The 17,500-nt window shown below is 55.5% G+C and carries 22 protein-coding genes and 1 pseudogene; 12 read left to right on the forward strand and 11 right to left on the reverse strand.

Translation table 11 applies throughout. From position 1 onward, the window contains the following. The 3 genes from NCHOL11_RS10295 to NCHOL11_RS10305 form a co-directional block, all read left to right on the forward strand. Positions 1-414, forward strand: a 414-nt coding sequence (locus tag NCHOL11_RS10295) for a hypothetical protein (RefSeq protein ID WP_441339476.1), incomplete at its 5' end; no start/stop codon positions are given. 17 nt (positions 415-431) lie between these two features. Continuing rightward, positions 432-707 carry an excalibur calcium-binding domain-containing protein gene (locus NCHOL11_RS10300; protein ID WP_255254764.1) on the forward strand — a complete coding sequence of 92 codons (276 nt, stop codon included), beginning with the start codon at positions 432-434 and terminating at the stop codon, positions 705-707. Further along, a complete protein-coding gene (locus tag NCHOL11_RS10305; protein ID WP_369680238.1) occupies positions 704-907 on the forward strand; it encodes a DUF5818 domain-containing protein in 204 nt (67 codons plus the stop codon). The genes NCHOL11_RS10300 and NCHOL11_RS10305 overlap by 4 nt, the downstream gene beginning before the upstream one ends. Before the next feature lie 179 nt (positions 908-1,086). Here NCHOL11_RS10305 and NCHOL11_RS10315 read toward each other — a convergent pair whose 3' ends face one another. Together NCHOL11_RS10315 and NCHOL11_RS10320 are read right to left on the reverse strand one after the other, a co-directional pair. Continuing rightward, complete coding sequence (locus NCHOL11_RS10315) at positions 1,087-1,422, reverse strand: hypothetical protein (RefSeq protein WP_097092224.1); 336 nt, start codon at positions 1,420-1,422, stop codon at positions 1,087-1,089. A 928-nt stretch (positions 1,423-2,350) separates the two neighbouring features. Then, positions 2,351-2,737 (reverse strand): hypothetical protein, encoded by a 387-nt coding sequence (locus NCHOL11_RS10320; RefSeq protein ID WP_141397841.1) that lies wholly within the window; start codon positions 2,735-2,737, stop codon positions 2,351-2,353. A 150-nt stretch (positions 2,738-2,887) separates the two neighbouring features. Here NCHOL11_RS10320 and NCHOL11_RS18380 point away from each other — a divergent pair, with 150 nt between their 5' ends. Continuing rightward, the gene (locus tag NCHOL11_RS18380; RefSeq protein ID WP_097092226.1) at positions 2,888-3,133 is read left to right on the forward strand and encodes a hypothetical protein; all 246 of its coding nucleotides are present in this window, start codon (positions 2,888-2,890) and stop codon (positions 3,131-3,133) included. A gap of 113 nt (positions 3,134-3,246) precedes the next feature. Here NCHOL11_RS18380 and NCHOL11_RS10330 read toward each other — a convergent pair whose 3' ends face one another. From NCHOL11_RS10330 to NCHOL11_RS10355, 7 genes are all read right to left on the reverse strand, one after another. Further along, positions 3,247-4,416 (reverse strand): site-specific integrase, encoded by a 1,170-nt coding sequence (locus tag NCHOL11_RS10330; protein WP_097092227.1) that lies wholly within the window; start codon positions 4,414-4,416, stop codon positions 3,247-3,249. Between the two features lie 246 nt (positions 4,417-4,662). Further along, a complete protein-coding gene (locus tag NCHOL11_RS10335; protein ID WP_176502222.1) occupies positions 4,663-5,808 on the reverse strand; it encodes an AAA family ATPase in 1,146 nt (381 codons plus the stop codon). A 409-nt stretch (positions 5,809-6,217) separates the two neighbouring features. Next, positions 6,218-6,568 carry a hypothetical protein gene (locus tag NCHOL11_RS18055; protein WP_141397842.1) on the reverse strand — a complete coding sequence of 117 codons (351 nt, stop codon included), beginning with the start codon at positions 6,566-6,568 and terminating at the stop codon, positions 6,218-6,220. A 524-nt stretch (positions 6,569-7,092) separates the two neighbouring features. Then, complete coding sequence (locus NCHOL11_RS10340) at positions 7,093-7,371, reverse strand: hypothetical protein (RefSeq protein WP_097092229.1); 279 nt, start codon at positions 7,369-7,371, stop codon at positions 7,093-7,095. Then, a complete protein-coding gene (locus NCHOL11_RS10345; RefSeq protein WP_097092230.1) occupies positions 7,368-7,793 on the reverse strand; it encodes a hypothetical protein in 426 nt (141 codons plus the stop codon). The genes NCHOL11_RS10340 and NCHOL11_RS10345 overlap by 4 nt, the downstream gene beginning before the upstream one ends. Before the next feature lie 99 nt (positions 7,794-7,892). Beyond that, entirely contained in the window at positions 7,893-8,468 is a 576-nt protein-coding gene (locus tag NCHOL11_RS10350) for a DUF805 domain-containing protein (protein WP_097092231.1), read from the reverse strand. Between the two features lie 8 nt (positions 8,469-8,476). Next, positions 8,477-8,836: a hypothetical protein gene (locus NCHOL11_RS10355; protein WP_097092232.1), complete on the reverse strand. Its 360-nt coding sequence runs from the start codon at positions 8,834-8,836 to the stop codon at positions 8,477-8,479. Between the two features lie 660 nt (positions 8,837-9,496). Between NCHOL11_RS10355 and NCHOL11_RS18800 the strand changes: the two genes are divergently transcribed. The 7 genes and pseudogenes from NCHOL11_RS18800 (at position 9,497) to NCHOL11_RS10375 (ending at position 14,889) form a co-directional block, all read left to right on the forward strand. Further along, positions 9,497-9,691, forward strand: a complete 195-nt coding sequence (locus tag NCHOL11_RS18800; RefSeq protein ID WP_369680248.1) for an AAA family ATPase — start codon at positions 9,497-9,499, stop codon at positions 9,689-9,691. 48 nt (positions 9,692-9,739) lie between these two features. Continuing rightward, positions 9,740-10,500, forward strand: a pseudogene (locus tag NCHOL11_RS10360) (IS5 family transposase). After that, positions 10,500-11,825 (forward strand): ATP-dependent nuclease, encoded by a 1,326-nt coding sequence (locus NCHOL11_RS10365; RefSeq protein WP_097092234.1) that lies wholly within the window; start codon positions 10,500-10,502, stop codon positions 11,823-11,825. The pseudogene NCHOL11_RS10360 and the gene NCHOL11_RS10365 overlap by 1 nt, the downstream one beginning before the upstream one ends. 190 nt (positions 11,826-12,015) lie before the next feature. Continuing rightward, positions 12,016-12,696, forward strand: a complete 681-nt coding sequence (locus tag NCHOL11_RS10370; protein WP_255254765.1) for a UPF0149 family protein — start codon at positions 12,016-12,018, stop codon at positions 12,694-12,696. 224 nt (positions 12,697-12,920) lie between these two features. Beyond that, positions 12,921-13,385, forward strand: coding sequence for a hypothetical protein (locus tag NCHOL11_RS18385; protein ID WP_141397844.1), 465 nt, complete (start codon positions 12,921-12,923; stop codon positions 13,383-13,385). Between the two features lie 779 nt (positions 13,386-14,164). After that, positions 14,165-14,422 carry a hypothetical protein gene (locus tag NCHOL11_RS18070; RefSeq protein WP_141397845.1) on the forward strand — a complete coding sequence of 86 codons (258 nt, stop codon included), beginning with the start codon at positions 14,165-14,167 and terminating at the stop codon, positions 14,420-14,422. A gap of 53 nt (positions 14,423-14,475) precedes the next feature. Then, positions 14,476-14,889 (forward strand): hypothetical protein, encoded by a 414-nt coding sequence (locus NCHOL11_RS10375; protein WP_255254766.1) that lies wholly within the window; start codon positions 14,476-14,478, stop codon positions 14,887-14,889. Between the two features lie 334 nt (positions 14,890-15,223). On the opposite strand, the gene NCHOL11_RS18075 is transcribed toward NCHOL11_RS10375, so the two are convergent. Both NCHOL11_RS18075 and NCHOL11_RS10385 read right to left on the reverse strand, forming a co-directional pair. After that, positions 15,224-15,577 carry a hypothetical protein gene (locus NCHOL11_RS18075; RefSeq protein ID WP_141397846.1) on the reverse strand — a complete coding sequence of 118 codons (354 nt, stop codon included), beginning with the start codon at positions 15,575-15,577 and terminating at the stop codon, positions 15,224-15,226. A gap of 143 nt (positions 15,578-15,720) precedes the next feature. Further along, positions 15,721-15,882 carry a hypothetical protein gene (locus NCHOL11_RS10385; RefSeq protein ID WP_217991064.1) on the reverse strand — a complete coding sequence of 54 codons (162 nt, stop codon included), beginning with the start codon at positions 15,880-15,882 and terminating at the stop codon, positions 15,721-15,723. 330 nt (positions 15,883-16,212) lie between these two features. Between NCHOL11_RS10385 and NCHOL11_RS10390 the strand changes: the two genes are divergently transcribed. Beyond that, positions 16,213-16,614, forward strand: a complete 402-nt coding sequence (locus NCHOL11_RS10390; protein ID WP_369680239.1) for a CBS domain-containing protein — start codon at positions 16,213-16,215, stop codon at positions 16,612-16,614. Positions 16,615-17,500 lie beyond the last annotated feature (886 nt).

A 17,500-nucleotide genomic window follows, 5' to 3' on the forward strand; every position in this document is an offset into this window, starting at 1 on the left:
GCACCACTCCACCTTGTCTGCATCGGAAATGGCTCTGCGAGCCGTGTCACCAGCACTTACGGTTCCGCTTGGGCGAACAATGGTGCATCCGCGTGGGGTCAGGCTATCGGGACTCGCGACGTGCCGTTTGACGATCAAGTGAATATCGATTTGGCAGACGACGGCACGGGCCAGATCAGAATGCCTCGCGCGATGCTCCCTAAAATTCGCGGCGGGAAGGACGGCTGGTTTGAGATTAAGGATGTCGTCAAGGCGCAGGATGAAATTACCGGAACGGTCCAGGTCAACGTGTTCAACTCCCCTAAGCTGCGGATTGACCGCCTTCGAGGTCACATCAGCCTTAGCGGAAAATCCGGCGATTATGCTGGCGTATGTCAACCGTATGACCCTGCAACCGTCCAGCGGGCTTTCTGATGAGCCGGCTAGGCTTGATGATCGCAGCACTATCCGCGTTGTCTGCTTCAGTAGCACCAGCCCATCCCGGTGGCCTCAACGCTGAAGGATGCCACAACAACCGAAAGACCGGTGACTATCATTGCCATCGTGCCTCAGCGACTCCAATCCGCCAATCATCGCGGTTGGCAGGCGGCGGCGCATTCCCTAACTGCACTGCAGCCCGCGCTGCTGGCGCTGCTCCGGTCAGGGTGGGCGATCCCGGCTATGGCCGCCATCTGGATCGGGATGGCGATGGAATAGGATGTGAATGATGCACCGCCCGACCGCACATGAACTAACAGGCATATTGTTGGAAAATGGCCCCTACCCTATCCTCCGGATGCCTGATGGCGGCGAATGGCGGCTCGAAGCCCTTAAACGGCACCGACATATGTTCGGCATGCGCGTGAAAGTTTCCGGTACTCGTAATGGGTTCGACCTGCTCGCCGTCGATCGCATCGAACTGGCTTGACCCGCGACCAGGAACTATGGGCCATGGCGTCCATGGTCCTGCGCCGATATGGCGAGCTTGCGCCGGTGAAGGTGGCCGAGCGAATTGGCTGCGGCGGGCGAACCTGGAGGCGTCAATCTATGGCGAAAGGTCGCCTGTCGGCTGGACGCGCTCATCGCGGGGCACCATCATGCATGAAATCAGGCGGCCCATCGATCCAAGGTAGGGAAGAGCGGCAAGGCCTGCGGCAGAGGTGGCTCAGCTACGTTCGCATCATAGGCCGATACCGTAGCCCATTCGACCCGCCAGTCCAGCCGAACGCCTCCGCTGGTGAATTGCACGATCCCCGCCCCTTCCCTGGCCACCGTCCAGTTGCAGTTCAGCCGGTCGTCATAGGAACCGACCAGCAGCGTGCCATCGCTAAATCCGAGCAGAAAGCGGTCATCATCTTCATAGGGGACGGACAACATCGTTTCGACATCTCCGGTGATGCGAAGCCTGACGCTATCAGGGATCGGCTGGACAGTGACGCTCATCAACGAATCTCCTTTCCTACACGAGAACAAATGTGGAACATGCCTGAGAGGAAAGGAGTCGGCAATGGTGATTATCGACGGTTCGTTCTTGCTTGGGGTGGCGGCGGTGCTCACGAGCGTGGCCAATCTATGCACGGCACTGCGGCGGCGCTGAGATAACATCCCCGGCAATTAAGATTTGGGCAGTTGCTTCGGTAATATGCCCTGCATCCATTGGTGTTTAGAGGAATAGGGCGCGCGCAATGCGAGGACACAACTCTTGGTCAGCGTCTGATACGCGGCGCAGAATGAAGAACAAAGGACGCTCGCGGCGGCCAACGCTTAGGTCCAAGGCTGATCCCATAGTCCTTCTCCTCTCGGCAGTGTTCGTCGTCAGCGTTGGATTGCTTGTCTTCTTCTGGCCGGGATCATCGATAGAGGCCTTAGCAAATCGACCCACCGTTCACGGCGCGGGATTCTCCTGTCAGGTCGCAGCCATCACAGATGGCGACACCCTACGCTGCAGCGATGGTACTCGTGTTCGGCTTCATGCCGTGGCGGCCCGCGAAAGCGATGAGAACTGCTCCCCTGGACATCCTTGCCCAACTGCGTCTGGCGCTGCTGCGACAGCCAAGCTCAGTGAATTGGCGAGCGGCCAGTTCTTGCAATGCCAGCCGACCGGGCGCAGCTATGGAAGGGTTACGGCCATCTGTCGGAATGAAGTTGGTTTGGAAATCAATTGCGCAATGGTGGAAAGCGGAACCACCTTGGTTTGGCCTAGATACAATCGGGAGCGGCCGATTTGCACGTGATGGCCTTAGGGAGCTTCTTGGCCGTTATCGCCGCGCACGATGTCGCGAACAAAAAAATAGGGAGGACCTCCCCTCCATGCACCAGCCGCTGAGCCGATACACAGAAGGGAGGATAAAGGGGGCTGACGTGAATGCCGTCAATCGAGCGGGTCAGACATGATCCGACACATGCGGGCAAGGCAGGAGCGATCGGCATCCTCGATAAGAAGGACGTAGGCAAAGCCGCTGTCGGCGATGCAGAAGGTCATTTCGAACCAACCGCCGTGATCGTGCAGGAGGTCCCATCTGGGATGAAAGTCGGATGAGCCATAACGAATACCATCGTGTTCAAAGGGCGTGAGGCCGATTTCATCCAGCAGTTTTGCTTCACTGTCATCGGCTTCAACCACCAGAAGATGAGTATAATCGGCCAAGCCGTCATCGAAAAACCGTTTAATGCGACGACTGAGCAGCGGCTGGATGTCAGGGCGCACAGGCGAAGAGAGCGCCTCTTGTAGGGCGGGACGATCGGGTAGAGAGAGCATGATTGATCCTTTCGGACATAGAAAAAGCGCCCACGGAGATCCGCAGGCGCTCAGGGTTAAAGGACAGGGTTGGGTCAGCCCGGCTTTACTTCCGGTCGATCGCGCTCACTGGAGAAGGCTGTAACGCCCCTCCGCGTCGCGACACCATCTATGCCGATCAGGGTGACGGCCTTCCTGGTCGTTGATGGTAATGGCGACATGCCGATAGTCGAAGCCCAGTTCACTACCGACACTGACAATCTGAGGCCGGGTGTTGATGCCCTCCAAGATGCAGGCTTCAATCAGTACGATAGCTTGATCATGCCGATTAAGGGGTTTGATTTCTTCGAGGAGTGCTCGCAGGCGCTCCAAAACATCGGCGGGGGTTCTGATCGACGCCTCAGCGTCGGGGTCTGATGTATATGCTTGCATGATATGTCTTTCATTGAATTGGGACGTTCTAAGCGGCGGCAAAGAGATTGGACGCTCTACCCCTGTCAGTCAGGTCAAATGAGGTAGGATCAGATTGATCAGCTGACGGTGGGAGAAATTGCCCTCATCTTCTTGGCCCCGGCCTCCACAGCCGCCAGCAAAGTGTCGTTGGCGAGGTGCGAATAGCGCATGGTACTTTTGTGATCGGCATGACCCAGCACCCTGCCCACGGCGAACAAATCGATTCCCGCATTGATCATGAACGATGCCGCAGAGTGGCGAAGGTCGTGAATGCGAAGATCGGGCAGAAAGGCCTCAGCCCTTGCCGTCTGCCAAGCATGTTTAATCGATACGAACGGTAGCTTTGTTTCGGGGTTCGGCAACAGATATGGGCACTTATCTAACTTGGGGATGCGCCCGATGAGGTCGATGGCGGGCTGGGACAGTGGCACATGCCGCGACTTTCCGGTCTTTGATGTCGGAATCAGCCAAACCCGCCGTTCGAGGCTGATGTGCCTCCATTCCGCATGCAGCAGCTCGGACACACGCGCACCGGTAAGGAGTAATAGCGGAACGATGAATTTGAGCTGCCGATTGAGCGACACCTCTACGGCAGCCATCAGCCGCTTGACCTCTGCGGCGTTCAAATAGCGGTCGCGCGCATTGTTGATCGGCTTACGAGGGATGCCCTTTACTGGGTTTTTCGTGACGCCTGGAGTGTTCCACCGGAGCGCCAGTTCAAACGAGCGATTGAACAGCACCCTGATCTTTTCGACAGTCGCGGGGGCCAGGCCAGCGTTGTGCTTCTCCCCGAGCCATTTAGCAACGGCAGGTTGCGTGATTTCGTCCAGGCGTAGCTTTCCCCACCGGGGCACTAGATGAAGCCGGATAATTCGTTCAGTGTTGGCGGGCGATTTTTGGTAGGTCTTTGCGTAATCGAGGTGCTGTTCGGCGAGCGCGGCATAGGTCAATATCGCGCGCTTCTCTCCTTTCGACGCTGCCGGATCGCCGCCAAGGACGACTTGAGACCGTAAGCGCTGAGCCTCTTTCCGGGCCCTGTCGAACGTGATGTCCCCATAGGCGGCGATTTTGTACTGCCGCTGGCCGCCATACTCATCTTGATAGCGGAGGTAATAGCTGCGGCCTCCGCTGGACCGCACTTCCAGCACGAAGCCGGTAATGGTGGTGTCATAGTAGTCGATCTTCTTCTTGCCGGGTGGGCAGGAAGCAGTCAGCGCGAATGTCGCATCGAGTTTGGCCTTGGGCATAGTGATCTTTCCTTCTGATTTAGCTTGCGGAAGGGTGGCCGCAGGAGCGCGACGTATGGACACAGAGGGTTCGCCGCCGGACGCGCGTCATCGGCGTCTGCGGGGGCTCCCAGGCGATGAGAGTGATGAATGGCGTTGAAAGGCATGCAGCCCGCCCTGAGCGGCCCTCCCAGCGTCGGTGAGATACCGAGAGGGTCGCAGTTGGCAGCGGAACTGAAAAACTAGCTAAACTGGAATTCTAAAAGCCTAGAACTTGTCGCCGTCGTGCAGATAATATCGGTGGGTGTTGTGAGGCCCCACATCCTTAAACCACCTACCCTCTTCAGGCTTCTTGTTCTCATATTTTTCCAACGCCGTTTTAACGCGATGGCGAGGGATGGAGAGCTGTTGAGCGACCTTCTTCAGAATGTCGGTCTTCGCTCGAGTTTCGCTTAGAATCGCATCTTCGATAGCTTCAATTATGTCGTCGTCACCTGCCGCTTCGATGGCAGCGCTCAATTGTAGCGCGTCCTCCTCATTCAGACGTTGCATGGACGCCAGTCGTTCACGGTACGATATGCTCGCATCGCGATCGTATACATAAACAGCAGTCTCAGCATTGCCGCTCCGACCCTTGAGCTTGGAGAAGGTTACGGAACACCGCTGGCCTTCAATTCCTTGCTCAAGCTTCGCGACATACGCAGCATCAAAATCCTCGATGATATCGGTCGTACCTGCGAACGTCAGCTTGCCATCGGCACCTGGATGCTTGTTGGTATGCGCCAGCACAATTACGCTGCCCCCTACGGCGACAAATTGCCTGCAAAGGTCACCAAACTGGCTCGCCTCCGTCTTGTTCATGATGGAGGTGAATTTCTTCAGCGTGTCGAGGATGACAGTCCGCCCCTTCGCCTCCTTTGAGGCAACCATCTTGGCCATCTCGGGCATCAGCTTTGATGCGGAAAATCCGTTCTCACCGGGAATGAGCATGTTAATGCCCTTTTCCTCGAAGATCATAGCCTTCTCGGCGGCCCCGAAGCTGTTATCGTCTGCATTTACGTAATAGACCGATCCAGGGACGATCCTCCCCTTCGCGACGGATTGCATCAATTCGTACACCATCATCATGGTTTTACCGGCACCAGGTTGGGCATAGATCGCGGTGGCTTGCCCTTTTAGGCAGAGGTCCGAAATCAACATGTCTGGAGCTTGCGCTTCTTGCGCCAGCCGGTCGGCTTCACCTAGAACGCTCCAGTCGTCGAGTTGTATCTTGTCTACTTTATCTGACACTTTGATTGATTCTAAAAATACGCCAACAGTCTTGCAAACTGAACTCTTGAGATCATGTTTGCTGATTTTTATATTCGAAGCATCAATTTTTCTGCCACCGCTTGTGGTTGATTTCTGTTCCATGAATTCTTCCTGTGGAATTTTCCTGTTCTCCATTTAGCACTATGACCATTGCGCTATCTGATGACTTTATCCTGTGCGGGAACATGACTCAGAGCAAGCAGGATCGGGGCTAGGGATGCAGTTTGGTATCCAGTTTGATTAATAGATGCCGTGTTGCAGAAGTGCACCACTTTTGACCATCAGATCACCGCCGCCATCTGCTCGAGGCGGTAGTGCCCCACCCGAATCGCCAGTTTTCAAGTGCGCGCAGTTTTTCAGATATTCAGCTGGCACAGAAAAGCAGGCATGAGTGGTCCCCGGCGGACCAACTGTTCACAAAGCACGCACACGTTGGTCGGTACTGCATCGCTATACCGGCGAGAGGTGAATGGTCCCAAGGTGCACCCCTGGGACCAAGTGTCACCTGAAGTTAGTTAGCAATCCACACCGAAGATACTTCAGCATTACGATGTCCATCTTCACTAAGAAGTGAGTAGTTTCTGTCTTTGTCAAATGTCCAGAAGTGCATCTCATGATCACTTCCAGTGAATTCACGCATAATCGTAGAGATCGTTGTATAAGCACACCCAGTTATGCGGCTCACCGTGTATGCAATATCATTATGGCCAACGACACCATTTTTGATGCAAGCGCGAATTGCCCCGACGATAGCACGGCGTCCCCGAAACCGGGCGAGTCCCAACTTCTCCACCTCCAGGAAACAGCGGTAGGCATCCTCTCCAAATTTCATTGTTTGTGAATCTAAGCGTATAATTTCCATGTTATCTTCCCGAAATGGCGGCACAGCCTCAGAGCGCGTGCGAACACGCCACCCAAGGTAGGCAAGTAAGATGATGATGGTTCACACCGCACGGATGCGGCGCATACATCTCAACCGAAGCCGTCGCCTCGATTGCTTCATTCGCAGGCCCTAGTCGCCCGCGAGCAAAGGGGAAGTGCCTGTGCAGAAAGCTGTCGTCAACAGCGGAAAACCGAAAAACCGGCGGATTTCCGCCATTCCTACTATGAAGGCGCTTTCGCATCATAAAAAAAATTTATGGCGTTTTGGCACCTTCTAAGGGCCGTTGAGCGAAAGCCACTTCGGTAGGCAAACCGGCGGCACTGAATGAACGGTCCTACAATAGGAAGTGGGTCACGTTTCCTTGTGAAAGGGCGTTCGGCGCTAAATTGTTACAGAGACGAAGGCCTACCGATCAGCAGTTTTCCAGAATCGGTTTTGCTGATTCGGGCTGAGTGCAGATCCGGGCACTTCCAGAGAGGCCCCCTCCCCAACTGGCCGTTCGATTAACGATCGTCAGTCCACTCTCTTGGGCTCACCCCTGACTTTAGCCGCCTGAGAACATCCACCACCAGCACCAATGCGAAGAATCCCGCTACAGCCGCAGGAAAGTTCGTGAGCATCACGGCAAACAGACTGAAGGCGAGAAGAGCGAACGTCTCCTGTGGACGAAAGATGGCGGCCCACAGCAAGAACACCAACCCAATGAGGACAAGCGCCATTATCGCCTGACGCAAGGCCGCCGCAGCGAGAGCCAGCACGACTATGTAGCCGACCACCTTCATCGCCTGCCCTGCCCCTCAGCATCGCGAACAGAGAACTCAGCGCACATTGCAAGAAGGCGCTCGTCCATACCCTCGGCTTTGGGCACAAAGATTCCCCAGCCGAAGCCGTCATCGGTCAGCACGTATGTCAGTTCATACCAGCTTCCGTGATCGGCAATCCATTCGGTGGAGGGTATAAAATCGGGATCACCATAGGGTGTTCTATCAACAAAGTTGTCCAAGACGGAAAAGCCGAGAGCGGCATCCAGATCGGCCAAATTGTCTGTCGATTGCATGATGATGAAGTGCGCAAGGTCGCCAAGATCGTAGCCCTCGATGCTGCCGAGCTGGTCCAGCCGCTGCATGAGAATGTCGCGTAATGTGTCATTCGTTGCTACGTCGATGACCTGCCGCATGGTCAAGGAATCGGGAATTAGAAGCATTTCACTTCTCCTTTGGACAAAGAAAAAGCGCCCAAGGATTGCTCCCAAGGCGCTGAATAGGTTGCTGTTCGCAGGACGGCGCTGCCGACCTGCTATCGGTTAGATGGTGTTAGGATCATCCCCGTAGCGGTTAGGTCCGTCCGTCCCTTCCAAGCACATCAAGATCAGGACGATGATCGCACCGAGGTAAGGCACGAGATTGAGCAACACCCACCAGCCGGGCTTATCCTGATCGTGAAGGCGTCGGACCTGGACCGCCAACGCCGGAAGGAATAGGCCGATGGCAATCAAGCCAGCCATCCCAAGGGAAAACATGCCGGTGAAGGCGTTGTCTTCTCGTAGAGAGGATTCAAACATGATGAACAGAATGGCATAGATTACTGCCACTCCAAGGGTGAACATCCAGTATTCCCGCCGTCCAGACCGTCCCGTGAAGTTGGCGTAGTTTTGCAGCGGAAGGGTCATCCATCGCAGATGAGTTTCGAATTCCCCCAGATCAACGTCACCCACCAGCCGCTTCTTGATGGCCGTCGAATTGAAGGTGTTTGCCGCTCTGGGCGGCGGGGGAGCAAGAATGGCCTGCTTATGTTGCTCAAACTCCTCCGAGGTCAGGGCACCCTTATCCCGAAGCTCGGTCAGCTTCTCCAGCCGAGCGATTTGTGAAGATGTGATCATGGACGACCTCAGCTGTTCCAGACCGCTTCCACGAACGCCCGGCAAGCCGTCCGGCCACTCAGTATATTTCGGCCAACCGACACACGAACGGCTTGCTCATCGATCGGCTTGATTGCGCGGCCCCTCACCTTCGCTTCTTCTTCCACCCGTGCGATGACGATCGACCGGCAAGCCGTCAGAAGGGCACCAGCCTCCGGGATAAACTGATAGCGAGAATAGCGCAGATCGACCGTAAAGCCGCCAGCAGTCTGTTTGATATCGAACTTTGCATTTTTGTCGCCACCTGCCGTTAAGGGCTTCGATACATCGGCGGGCGTGGTGCAGGCGGAGAGGATCGCCAGACACAGTGCGGGCATTATGTTCTTCATTAGATTTTCCATTTGCATGAGAAATGAAGCCGAACCCGGATGGGCACGGCTGAACAGGCAGCATCGCTATGGCTGTTGATGTTTCACTGCTCGCCCCCTCACGCATGGAAGAGCGACCGTCGGCTTCAACCTCGTGTCACCCCTATGTACCTCTTGGAGCGACGGCCGAAGCCGGATGTTAGGAACCTGATCAGAGAGCAGGCGCATGCGCCTTTACCCTCGCGGGCTGGACATGCGCGCATGCCACCCGGCCTCCAAAAAGTTGGCGACCGAGTTCTCTGAGAAGGGGTTCCTACGCCCCACCTTCCGGCTTTCACGGAAGGCAGAACTTTTCTGGCGGGATTGGAGCAGCTTCGCAATAGGCGTTTGATTCCGCCTGTTCATATAAGATGGAAGAATTTGCGCTCCCGACCGCTGCTGGCTTCGGCTGTTCTGGCCAGCGATTCTCCAAACGGATGAACCTCCTCCCTCTGAGCACACGCTCCAACATCCTCGTTCGACGGATTTTCTTGTCAGCCACCGCGCATTTCGACAAAGGCGTCTGCAGGGAGGGCAGACATGTCGTATGTGCATTCAGTAACCGACAATCGTAATCTTAAATGGTTCGCGAATGATCACACCCGCCAATCGCTAACTAGGATTACCCTCGTTGAAGGGCGTATGCGCGGATTAAGCCCCTGCACAGTCGAGCTTGCCTACCCGATTACCGCTATTGCAGGCCCGAACGGCTCAGGGAAATCAACTATATTGGCGCTCGCTGCGTGCGCTTTCCACAACCGTCGAAATGGGTTCAAACTGCCCGACCGAAAACAACCATATTACACTTTTAGGGCGCGAACTCATAATTTGAGTTGAGCTCTCCGCCACTGCATGATTCAGGCGCTCTTTGAGAATGGAGGGCGTATGGCGCGGCGGCGGTATGAACTGACGGACAAGGAATGGCTGATCATCGAGCCGTTGCTGCCCAACAAGCCGCGTGGTGTTCCGCGGGTAGATGATCGGCGAGTGCTAAATGGCATTCTCTGGCGCTTCCGTTCCGGTGCGCCCTGGGCCGAGATCCCAGAGCGCTATGGTCCATCGACGACGTGCTACAACCGGTTCGTTCGTTGGCGAAAAGCCGGCGTGTGGGACCGTCTGTTGACGGCGGTTTCCGCCGGCTTCAACGGCGAACTGGTGATGATCGATTCCACCTGCATGCGCGTCCACCAGCACGGTGCGACGGGGAAAAAGGGGGGTCTGGAGATCATGGCATGGGACGTTCCCGGGGCGGCCTTACGACCAAGCTCCACGCTCTTGTCGACGCTGATGGACGTCCTGTCAGCTTGCGACTGACGGGTGGGCAGGTCCACGATGCGTGCGAAGCCGAAGCCCTAATCGAAGCTATTCCCGAGGGCGCCACTTTGCTCGGCGACAAAGGTTATGACAGCACCGCAATACGCCAGGCTGCGGCAGCCAGGAACATCTGGGCCAACATTCCCAATCGCTCCAATCGCAAGCAGCGCTTCGGCTTCTCGTCCTGGCTCTACCGCCAGCGCAATCTGGTCGAACGCTTCTTCAATCGGATCAAGCAATTCCGGGGCATAGCCACTCGATATGACAAGGATGCTGCCAACTATCTGGCGGCGATCAAGCTCATCTGCACACGCCTCTGGTGCAACGCGTAATGAGTCTGCGCCCTAGTGACTTTTTCATTCAATCAACCGGAGAAGTGGGGCCGGGCGGAGTCACTATCTCCTACGGTATTCGTCATGACCGATGGCGGAACAGCGAACCTCATGAAGGAACGCAGACTCGTCAGAAGAAGCATGGTGGGAAATGGACCAACTATGATAAACGCGTAAGTCGCAATGTTGTGTATCACGGCGTTCAGCGGGTCGTTCCCTATTATGAGCGGTCCACTCATAAATCATATCGATCGCTATTTAAGCCGACCAACCTTGATGCGCAGATAAGAAACAGAATAGCCCAGCTGGCAAGTCGAATAGTTGGTAAAAAATATGCTGATTTTGAGTCGCTTGAGCACTCGAGATATTCTATACCAAAGGTAAAATCTGGAGAGCTATCTTATTCTGGTTTCAATATGGGAGCGGGGGAGAGCGCTGTATTAGAAATATTATCCACGATTTTTGCAGCTGGCCCTGGAAGCCTCCTAGTTATAGATGAAATCGAACTAGGCTTGCATGAACGCGCGCAGTCAGTATTGATCAATGTCTTAAAGGATTTATGCCTCGAATTGAAGTGCCAGATTATCTGCACGACACACGCCTATGAGATTTTAGCTGCCCTTCCCCCGGAAGGCAGGATTTATGTGGAGCCTATCGGCGGCCACACTCAAATTCTGCCGGGCATATCTGCTGAATACGCCTGCGGGAGAATGGGCCGGAGCGACCCTCACGAACTCGACATTTTCGTGGAGGACGAAGTCGCTCTTGCCACTATACAAGCGAGTTTGGGTCACGATCTCCGGAACCGTTCGCGGTTGATGGAAATTGGATCACACTCGAGTCTCAAGCGATTAATGGCCGCGCGATATATGGAGAAGCGGCGAAACTGCCTCTGTCTCCTTGACGGTGATCAACGCGGATCCCTGACGGCCATCAAGAGCGAAATCGCAAACATGTGCGATGGCAAATTCACCACAGAACGCGAAAAAATTTACGGATGGATCTCGGAACGGGTGGCCTTCCTGATGGGTGACGAATGGCCAGAAAAATGGTTGTTTGAACGAGCAATCGAAATGTGCGGCGTTAGTCCTCGTTGGGAGCAGTCGCCCGCAGATCGGTGGGGATTAGGCAATGAGAGTGCGCTCTGCGACATTCTAGAACAGAGCCTTGGAGCGGGTAAACATAATGAGTTTCCGCACCTCGCTAACGCCCTCTCCCTGCCGGAAGAAAACGTCAGGCGCGAGCTTATCCTGGCGCTACGAACCACCATACCCACTGAGTTTGACTTGATAGCTGCACTGGTCGAAAAAGCATTGCAAGCGTGACAAACATCGTACTGCTTTGAGCTTCGAGACCACCACAGCTTCTTCCCGGTGGAAAATTCAACCACAATGCTCTTGGCCAAACTATGAGTTCAAAGCGCTTCCCACAAGGAACCCACATCGAACCCATCTCAACGCGCTTTCAGTAGGAAAAACCCGCCCGATAAAGCCAAAGCTATGGTGCCGCTTATCGATGGCGACCTGCTGGCCGCAAGGTAGAACGGCATGCATGGACACCTACCTAGACGAGCTTGACGAGCTGCTGCTGAACCAGTTTGACGAAGGCATGCTGCTGTCGGAATTGGACGGCTTTCTGACCGGCATCATCGTCAGTCCAGACATGGTGCACCCATCCACGTGGCTGAAACAGGTGTGGGGTCCAGACACGCCTGCATTCGACGCTCCAGAGGATCTACAACGCTTTTTCGATCTCGTGATGCGGCATCATAACGAGATTCTCGCCAGCCTGGACGAGCCGGACGGTTTCGCGCCGATCCTGGAAGTCGACACTAGAAGCAACGAGACGCTTTGGGAGCTGTGGATTGAAGGCTTCTCTAAGGCCATGAAACTCGGGCCTCGCGGCTGGAACCGGATAAGGGCAAGCGATGACGAGGGGCCAAAGGCAGCGATTGCGGGGATCACCGAGCTTGCAGCCTTCGCGGACGGCCGTCATCAGCTGAGCGAGGAGGAAGAGGATCGCTGGGACCGCGAAGCACCAGATCTGATTCCGGTTTGGGTTTTGATGCTCCACGAGTGGCGGCTGGAGAATGATCAGCATCGACCGATATCGGCGAGGTCTGAAAAAGTCGGTCGGAATGATCCCTGCCCTTGCGGATCAGGCAAGAAGTACAAGAAGTGCTGCGGTCTGAATTGACGGGACTCGCCCGGCTTTAACTCACGGGCTGCCCTGAATGACGATCATGGGTGGAAAGCGGAACAGCCGCTTTCTACGATCCGATCCGAAGGAGCAAACCGAACGATCCCTACTCATTGCAATCTGCGGACCGGCTTACCATATACAGTCTACCGTTCGGCAGATCCGCATGTGACGGCTGAGAGATGATACGCGCTCCCGCTCAAACGCAAGGGAGCAGCACGATGACCCGGCCCGAAGATAATACGTCTGTACGCGATCCCAGTATTACGCGGTGGGAAGATGATGGCGGATGTGCTCAGTCTGATGTGCCACATCGCGACCTCAACTCCTTGCTTGCTCAAGAACAGACCTCCATCATGAACGCTGAATCAGCTTCAACCCGGACCGCATATGAATTTCATCGAGACGCCTCGCTACATACTCGGCAGCTAGTCAACGCTACTCCGTATCCTGAGCATGGGGCCCATGTCTTTGCCCAGGAACGGGCCACGAAATCGGCTGATTATGATGATAGCCTCAGAGCTCTGATGAAAGTCGTGGAAAAGAACGAAAGCTCGTTAGCGCGCCAGTTTGCAGACGGCGAAGTCAGTAGCAAGGCATACCAGACTCGTAGCCGATTTCTAAGGCAAGATCGGACAAGGATACCTGACATGTCGCATGTCGCTCCTGCGGAGAACGCGCCGTGATAACGAATCAGGAACTGGAATATCGATCGGGACTGGGACTAACATCCCTCACTGAAGCGGAAGTCACCGAGATGGTGAAACTCGGGATTACGCGCCGACCAATCGACTCTTTTTGCGTGGGCGCATTCCGATACAGCAATCTGAATGACGCAATCGCGCAGGCCAAGCGGCAGCTTTCTGATCAGGTCCAAAACGGTTCTTGGGCCTGAAATTGGTCGCTTGGAGATAGTCAGCGCTCGGTTCGCATTTGGATCGGCGGCCGTCCAAATATAGGGGCATAGCGCACCTCCCTCGCCTACCCCGACATGGCGGCCATGGCCGATGCAACCTTCACCGCCGTGATCTGTCGCGCCTTCCCGCGCTCGGCATCATTGAGGCATTGGATTTCGAGACGATCCTCGCCGACGCCGTTGCGCGATGCAGGCCGAGATGCCTGAATTCGAGAACCGCGACAGAGATCCCGCAACCAAGCTGCGCAGGTCTCTGCCTTTGTCGTCCAGTTGCTGCGGTAACGCGTGAATGATGCGGCCCGCGCTGTCATGGCTGGCTTGGGCGGAGAGCCGGTGGTTCGGCTTATGCCTCAGTAGGGCCAAAACAGGCTCTGGCACTCTAAGTTACCTATCGAACGGCCAGTTGCTACGGAACTGCCCGCCGCGCGAAAAATGCAGACGATTCGCTCTCCTTATATGATAAGATGATTTCATCACCGGATTCTGTTTGCAAGCATCCCGTGACTGAGAGACTTGGGCGCTCCCGCTTGCATGACGGGAGTTTCTCCCATGATCACGATTACGGAATCCAAGCCGCGAGAGGCGGATTGGGCGGATGATTTCGTCAGCGCCGTAGCGCGGATCGCCTACGCTGGATCGGTCCACGGCTATGAAAAAATTGTAGCAGCTAGGCTCTGGCTAACCACCCGTATTCGGCGAGAGGCGAAGCTCACAGAAGGCGCAAATGCTTCATGGTGGAGCACTGCACGGAATGATGAACTCACCCGCGCTCTCGACGACTGGGAAAATGAGGGCGGTCGTTGCTAGGCGAACATCACCTGCGCGACCTGCACTGTGCGTCAGTATCGACGGGATTCAATATGATCAGATCGCAACCTTACTCGGAAGCATTTAGACCTGCCCCGTGCGGAAGCCATCGCACGTTGAAGGGCTTATTTCTGGCCTTTTTTCCTGTGCTCTGGTTGGCGGGATGCGAAGGCCCCGCTGAGCAGGCGGGAGAGAAGCAAGATGAGGCTGCGGCGAACGCATCGGGCGTAGCTTATGAGGGCTCCGGTCCTGCAGAGAGAGCGGGTAAAGTGCAGGATCGAGCAAATAATGCCGCTCGAAAAGCTAGGCAGGCTTCTGCGGAAGCGCTGGAGGCCGAGGGAGAAAATTACCAGCGGCAAGCCGATGTTGAGGCCGAGGACCTCGAGGCGAAGGCAGCACAGTTACGCGATGCGGCGCGTGACCGGGCCAAGGCTCTTGATAAAGAAGCTGCCGCGATTGACCCATGAGCGAAGTTTGCAGTTCAAGCACGAACAACCACGTGCCGACATTCGCGGCAACCATGGCCGATGAGAGCAGCAGCCACGATTACCGTTCTGACAGCTCATCAAAGGCTTTATTGAGATGACGTATGTCAGTGCGGGTCAAAAGATCACCGCAAGCCACCTGATCTCGTGCAGTGGTTAGCAAATTCTCAAGATTTTTCAATTTTATCTGTGTTTTGTTCGGAACCAGCGGCAGCCTTAACTGACCTCTGATCATTACGGCTGCGAGATCCAAATGACTCATGGTAGGGTTCATCGTTCTCTTCATTTTAGGTTTATTCGTTTCAGAAAAGTCTCATCAACTGAAGAAAACAACGATAATAGTTGCAGCCATCAATACCAGAACTGCGTTCAGAATGACCGCACGCCCTAACGTGTCATCGCGAAATAGATCAGCGGAAAACTGAAGGGTGCTGACTTTCCGTCGAATGGTGAGCTTCGGTGCTGGCGGAACGCCGGTGGCAGTGCCGCCTTCGTTCTCCCAACAGTCCCTAGCGGCTTGTAGATCGCGTTCGTTCTGTTGCGATAGGGCACGGGCGCGGAACGTTCGTTCCTGTGAAGCGCCAAGTGCGAGCCCCAGCCGCTCGACCCGGTCATGAAGAACAGTCTGCCGCAGTGGTAATGGGAATGGGATGTTTGGTGAGGTGGACATGTCACTCTCCTCGTCGAGCGGGAGCGCGATTGTCTCTCAGTCACGGCATGCACGCACAGAGTCGGAACCGGGATGGCTCAGTATAACACGCTTGACCCGCGCTACCTAACGTCGTTCTAGCGCATATCAGGATGCCACCTGAATCATTCGTCTTCTTCTTCCCGCTCTTCCTTGTCGGCATCTGCACAGGCCTCGGGGCCTTGATCCCGTTGCCAGTCGGTGTCCCAATACCGTCCAACCGCATCGTCGGCATAGTCCGCGACATTCCTGCCATCGGCTAGTGTTTCCCCGTCGATAGCGATCATCCTGGCTTTGAATCGCTGACAGAATTCTTCCTTCGTGATGCCACTCACACTGACTTCCTTTCAGGTCCACGTTCTTCGCAATGGGCAAACCTTATATCAGCAAGACTATGCTAGACGTGATCTGTTCCTGTCACCCGTGCCTGGGGAGGAGGTGGGGCTGGCCTCTATCCGAGATGATCGCGATCAGTCGGGGTCATTCGCGCGGTATGGGCGGGGGAGGAATGGTTTGGGCCACCCCATCCGCGCATGGTATAATGTCAGCACGGAGGGCCGCGAAGTCAGGAGGGCAGTATGACGATCTCGAGCACTATGCGGAGTTGGAGCGACGTTGTGACCGTCACGCCCGGGGAGACGGTGTGGCATGTCCTTGAGCTGCTTGCCGATGAGCGCATCGGTGCGGTCCCGGTGTTGGACGGGGAGCGGATCGTCGGGGTCATGTCCGAACGTGATCTGATCTACGCACTTCGAACCAACGGCGCGGCGGTGATGGAATGGACCGTCGATCGGGTGATGACCTCACCCGTGCTCACTGTCGCCCCCGATACGGCGGTCATTGCCGCCCTGGCTCTGATGACAGGGCAGCGCGTCCGTCATCTCCCGGTGGTGGAGCGCGATCAGTTAGTTGGGTTCGTGTCGATTGGCGATCTTGTAAAATCACGGCTCGACCAGATCGAGCAAGAAGCTGGAGCGATGCGTGCCTACATCCAGGGCGACTATGAACGGCACATCTAATCCCCTAGCTCGAACGACTTGTGAGCGGACTGCCTGCTATTGGTCGCTGTCGGAACGGCGGCTTACCACCTCGCTAGCCTGCCCCCACGCTGAACTAGCTTTCCTTCAATCCCGCCGAATCATAAGCCCAAAGTGCTTCCCACTGGGAACCCACGACGGACCCATCCAAAAGCACTTTCAGTAGGGAAGGCCCGGCGCGTAATGCCAAGGCGATGGTGCAGGACGCAGTCCAGAGCGAACCCGTCTACCATGCCGATATGCCTGCTTTTCCCTGCTAACGCCTAAAATCGCAGTTTCAGACCCTCAAAGGTCGGAAATGATCGAGTTTACTGACGGAAATGCCGACGCTTTTTGGGAGGTTACCCTGCCCCCAGCAGCAGGGTAAATTTCACCCGCTAGCAGCGAATAGAGATTGGCGCGCAGGGAATGAGCAACCTTTCCTTCAGCGACGAAAGTAAAGTTGAACATTGTCTGTAACGTCGGATAATTTATTCTTGAATTTACGATTTTTCTCAGATAGACAATCCCGCGAATAGATTGGTCAGTCTAATCTGTTCGTAGAAGACGAGGCACAAAAGAAATGTGTAGCCTCGTCATGACTGACGTGTCGAGGCCCTTGATTGGAGGCCTCGATGCGAAGTTCGGATAAGAGTTATAAGTCAAACAGAGCCACAGCGGTCGGCCGCTGGGAAGAGGTGGCCATAGGCCTACTTCACCCTGCTGCCCGACGTACGCGGTCGCACCCGAGCGGTAAAAAGCGCGCTCTTGAGGGCAGCATCCGCGAACATGGCATTCTTGATCCTGTCACTGTGAACGCCGCCAATGTCATCGTTGACGGGCACCTTCGCGTCGAAATAGCGAAGAAGCTGGGCTTGGCGACAATACC

The sequence above is a fragment of the Novosphingobium sp. Chol11 genome (assembly GCF_900218065.1).
GTDB lineage: Bacteria > Pseudomonadota > Alphaproteobacteria > Sphingomonadales > Sphingomonadaceae > Sphingobium > Sphingobium agri.

Bases quoted from the DNA above. Each gene is read 5' to 3' on its own strand.
- NCHOL11_RS10300 (WP_255254764.1), top strand. From the start codon at position 432: ATGATCGCAGCACTATCCGCGTTGTCTGCTTCAGTAGCACCAGCCCAT.
- NCHOL11_RS10305 (WP_369680238.1), top strand. From the start codon at position 704: ATGATGCACCGCCCGACCGCACATGAACTAACAGGCATATTGTTGGAA.
- NCHOL11_RS10315 (WP_097092224.1), bottom strand. From the start codon at position 1,422: ATGAGCGTCACTGTCCAGCCGATCCCTGATAGCGTCAGGCTTCGCATC.
- NCHOL11_RS10320 (WP_141397841.1), bottom strand. From the start codon at position 2,737: ATGCTCTCTCTACCCGATCGTCCCGCCCTACAAGAGGCGCTCTCTTCG.
- NCHOL11_RS18380 (WP_097092226.1), top strand. From the start codon at position 2,888: ATGCCGATCAGGGTGACGGCCTTCCTGGTCGTTGATGGTAATGGCGAC.
- NCHOL11_RS10330 (WP_097092227.1), bottom strand. From the start codon at position 4,416: ATGCCCAAGGCCAAACTCGATGCGACATTCGCGCTGACTGCTTCCTGC.
- NCHOL11_RS10335 (WP_176502222.1), bottom strand. From the start codon at position 5,808: ATGGAACAGAAATCAACCACAAGCGGTGGCAGAAAAATTGATGCTTCG.
- NCHOL11_RS18055 (WP_141397842.1), bottom strand. From the start codon at position 6,568: ATGGAAATTATACGCTTAGATTCACAAACAATGAAATTTGGAGAGGAT.
- NCHOL11_RS10340 (WP_097092229.1), bottom strand. From the start codon at position 7,371: ATGAAGGTGGTCGGCTACATAGTCGTGCTGGCTCTCGCTGCGGCGGCC.
- NCHOL11_RS10345 (WP_097092230.1), bottom strand. From the start codon at position 7,793: ATGCTTCTAATTCCCGATTCCTTGACCATGCGGCAGGTCATCGACGTA.
- NCHOL11_RS10350 (WP_097092231.1), bottom strand. From the start codon at position 8,468: ATGATCACATCTTCACAAATCGCTCGGCTGGAGAAGCTGACCGAGCTT.
- NCHOL11_RS10355 (WP_097092232.1), bottom strand. From the start codon at position 8,836: ATGAAGAACATAATGCCCGCACTGTGTCTGGCGATCCTCTCCGCCTGC.
- NCHOL11_RS18800 (WP_369680248.1), top strand. From the start codon at position 9,497: ATGCGCGGATTAAGCCCCTGCACAGTCGAGCTTGCCTACCCGATTACC.
- NCHOL11_RS10365 (WP_097092234.1), top strand. From the start codon at position 10,500: ATGAGTCTGCGCCCTAGTGACTTTTTCATTCAATCAACCGGAGAAGTG.
- NCHOL11_RS10370 (WP_255254765.1), top strand. From the start codon at position 12,016: ATGGCGACCTGCTGGCCGCAAGGTAGAACGGCATGCATGGACACCTAC.
- NCHOL11_RS18385 (WP_141397844.1), top strand. From the start codon at position 12,921: ATGACCCGGCCCGAAGATAATACGTCTGTACGCGATCCCAGTATTACG.
- NCHOL11_RS18070 (WP_141397845.1), top strand. From the start codon at position 14,165: ATGATCACGATTACGGAATCCAAGCCGCGAGAGGCGGATTGGGCGGAT.
- NCHOL11_RS10375 (WP_255254766.1), top strand. From the start codon at position 14,476: ATGATCAGATCGCAACCTTACTCGGAAGCATTTAGACCTGCCCCGTGC.
- NCHOL11_RS18075 (WP_141397846.1), bottom strand. From the start codon at position 15,577: ATGTCCACCTCACCAAACATCCCATTCCCATTACCACTGCGGCAGACT.
- NCHOL11_RS10385 (WP_217991064.1), bottom strand. From the start codon at position 15,882: ATGATCGCTATCGACGGGGAAACACTAGCCGATGGCAGGAATGTCGCG.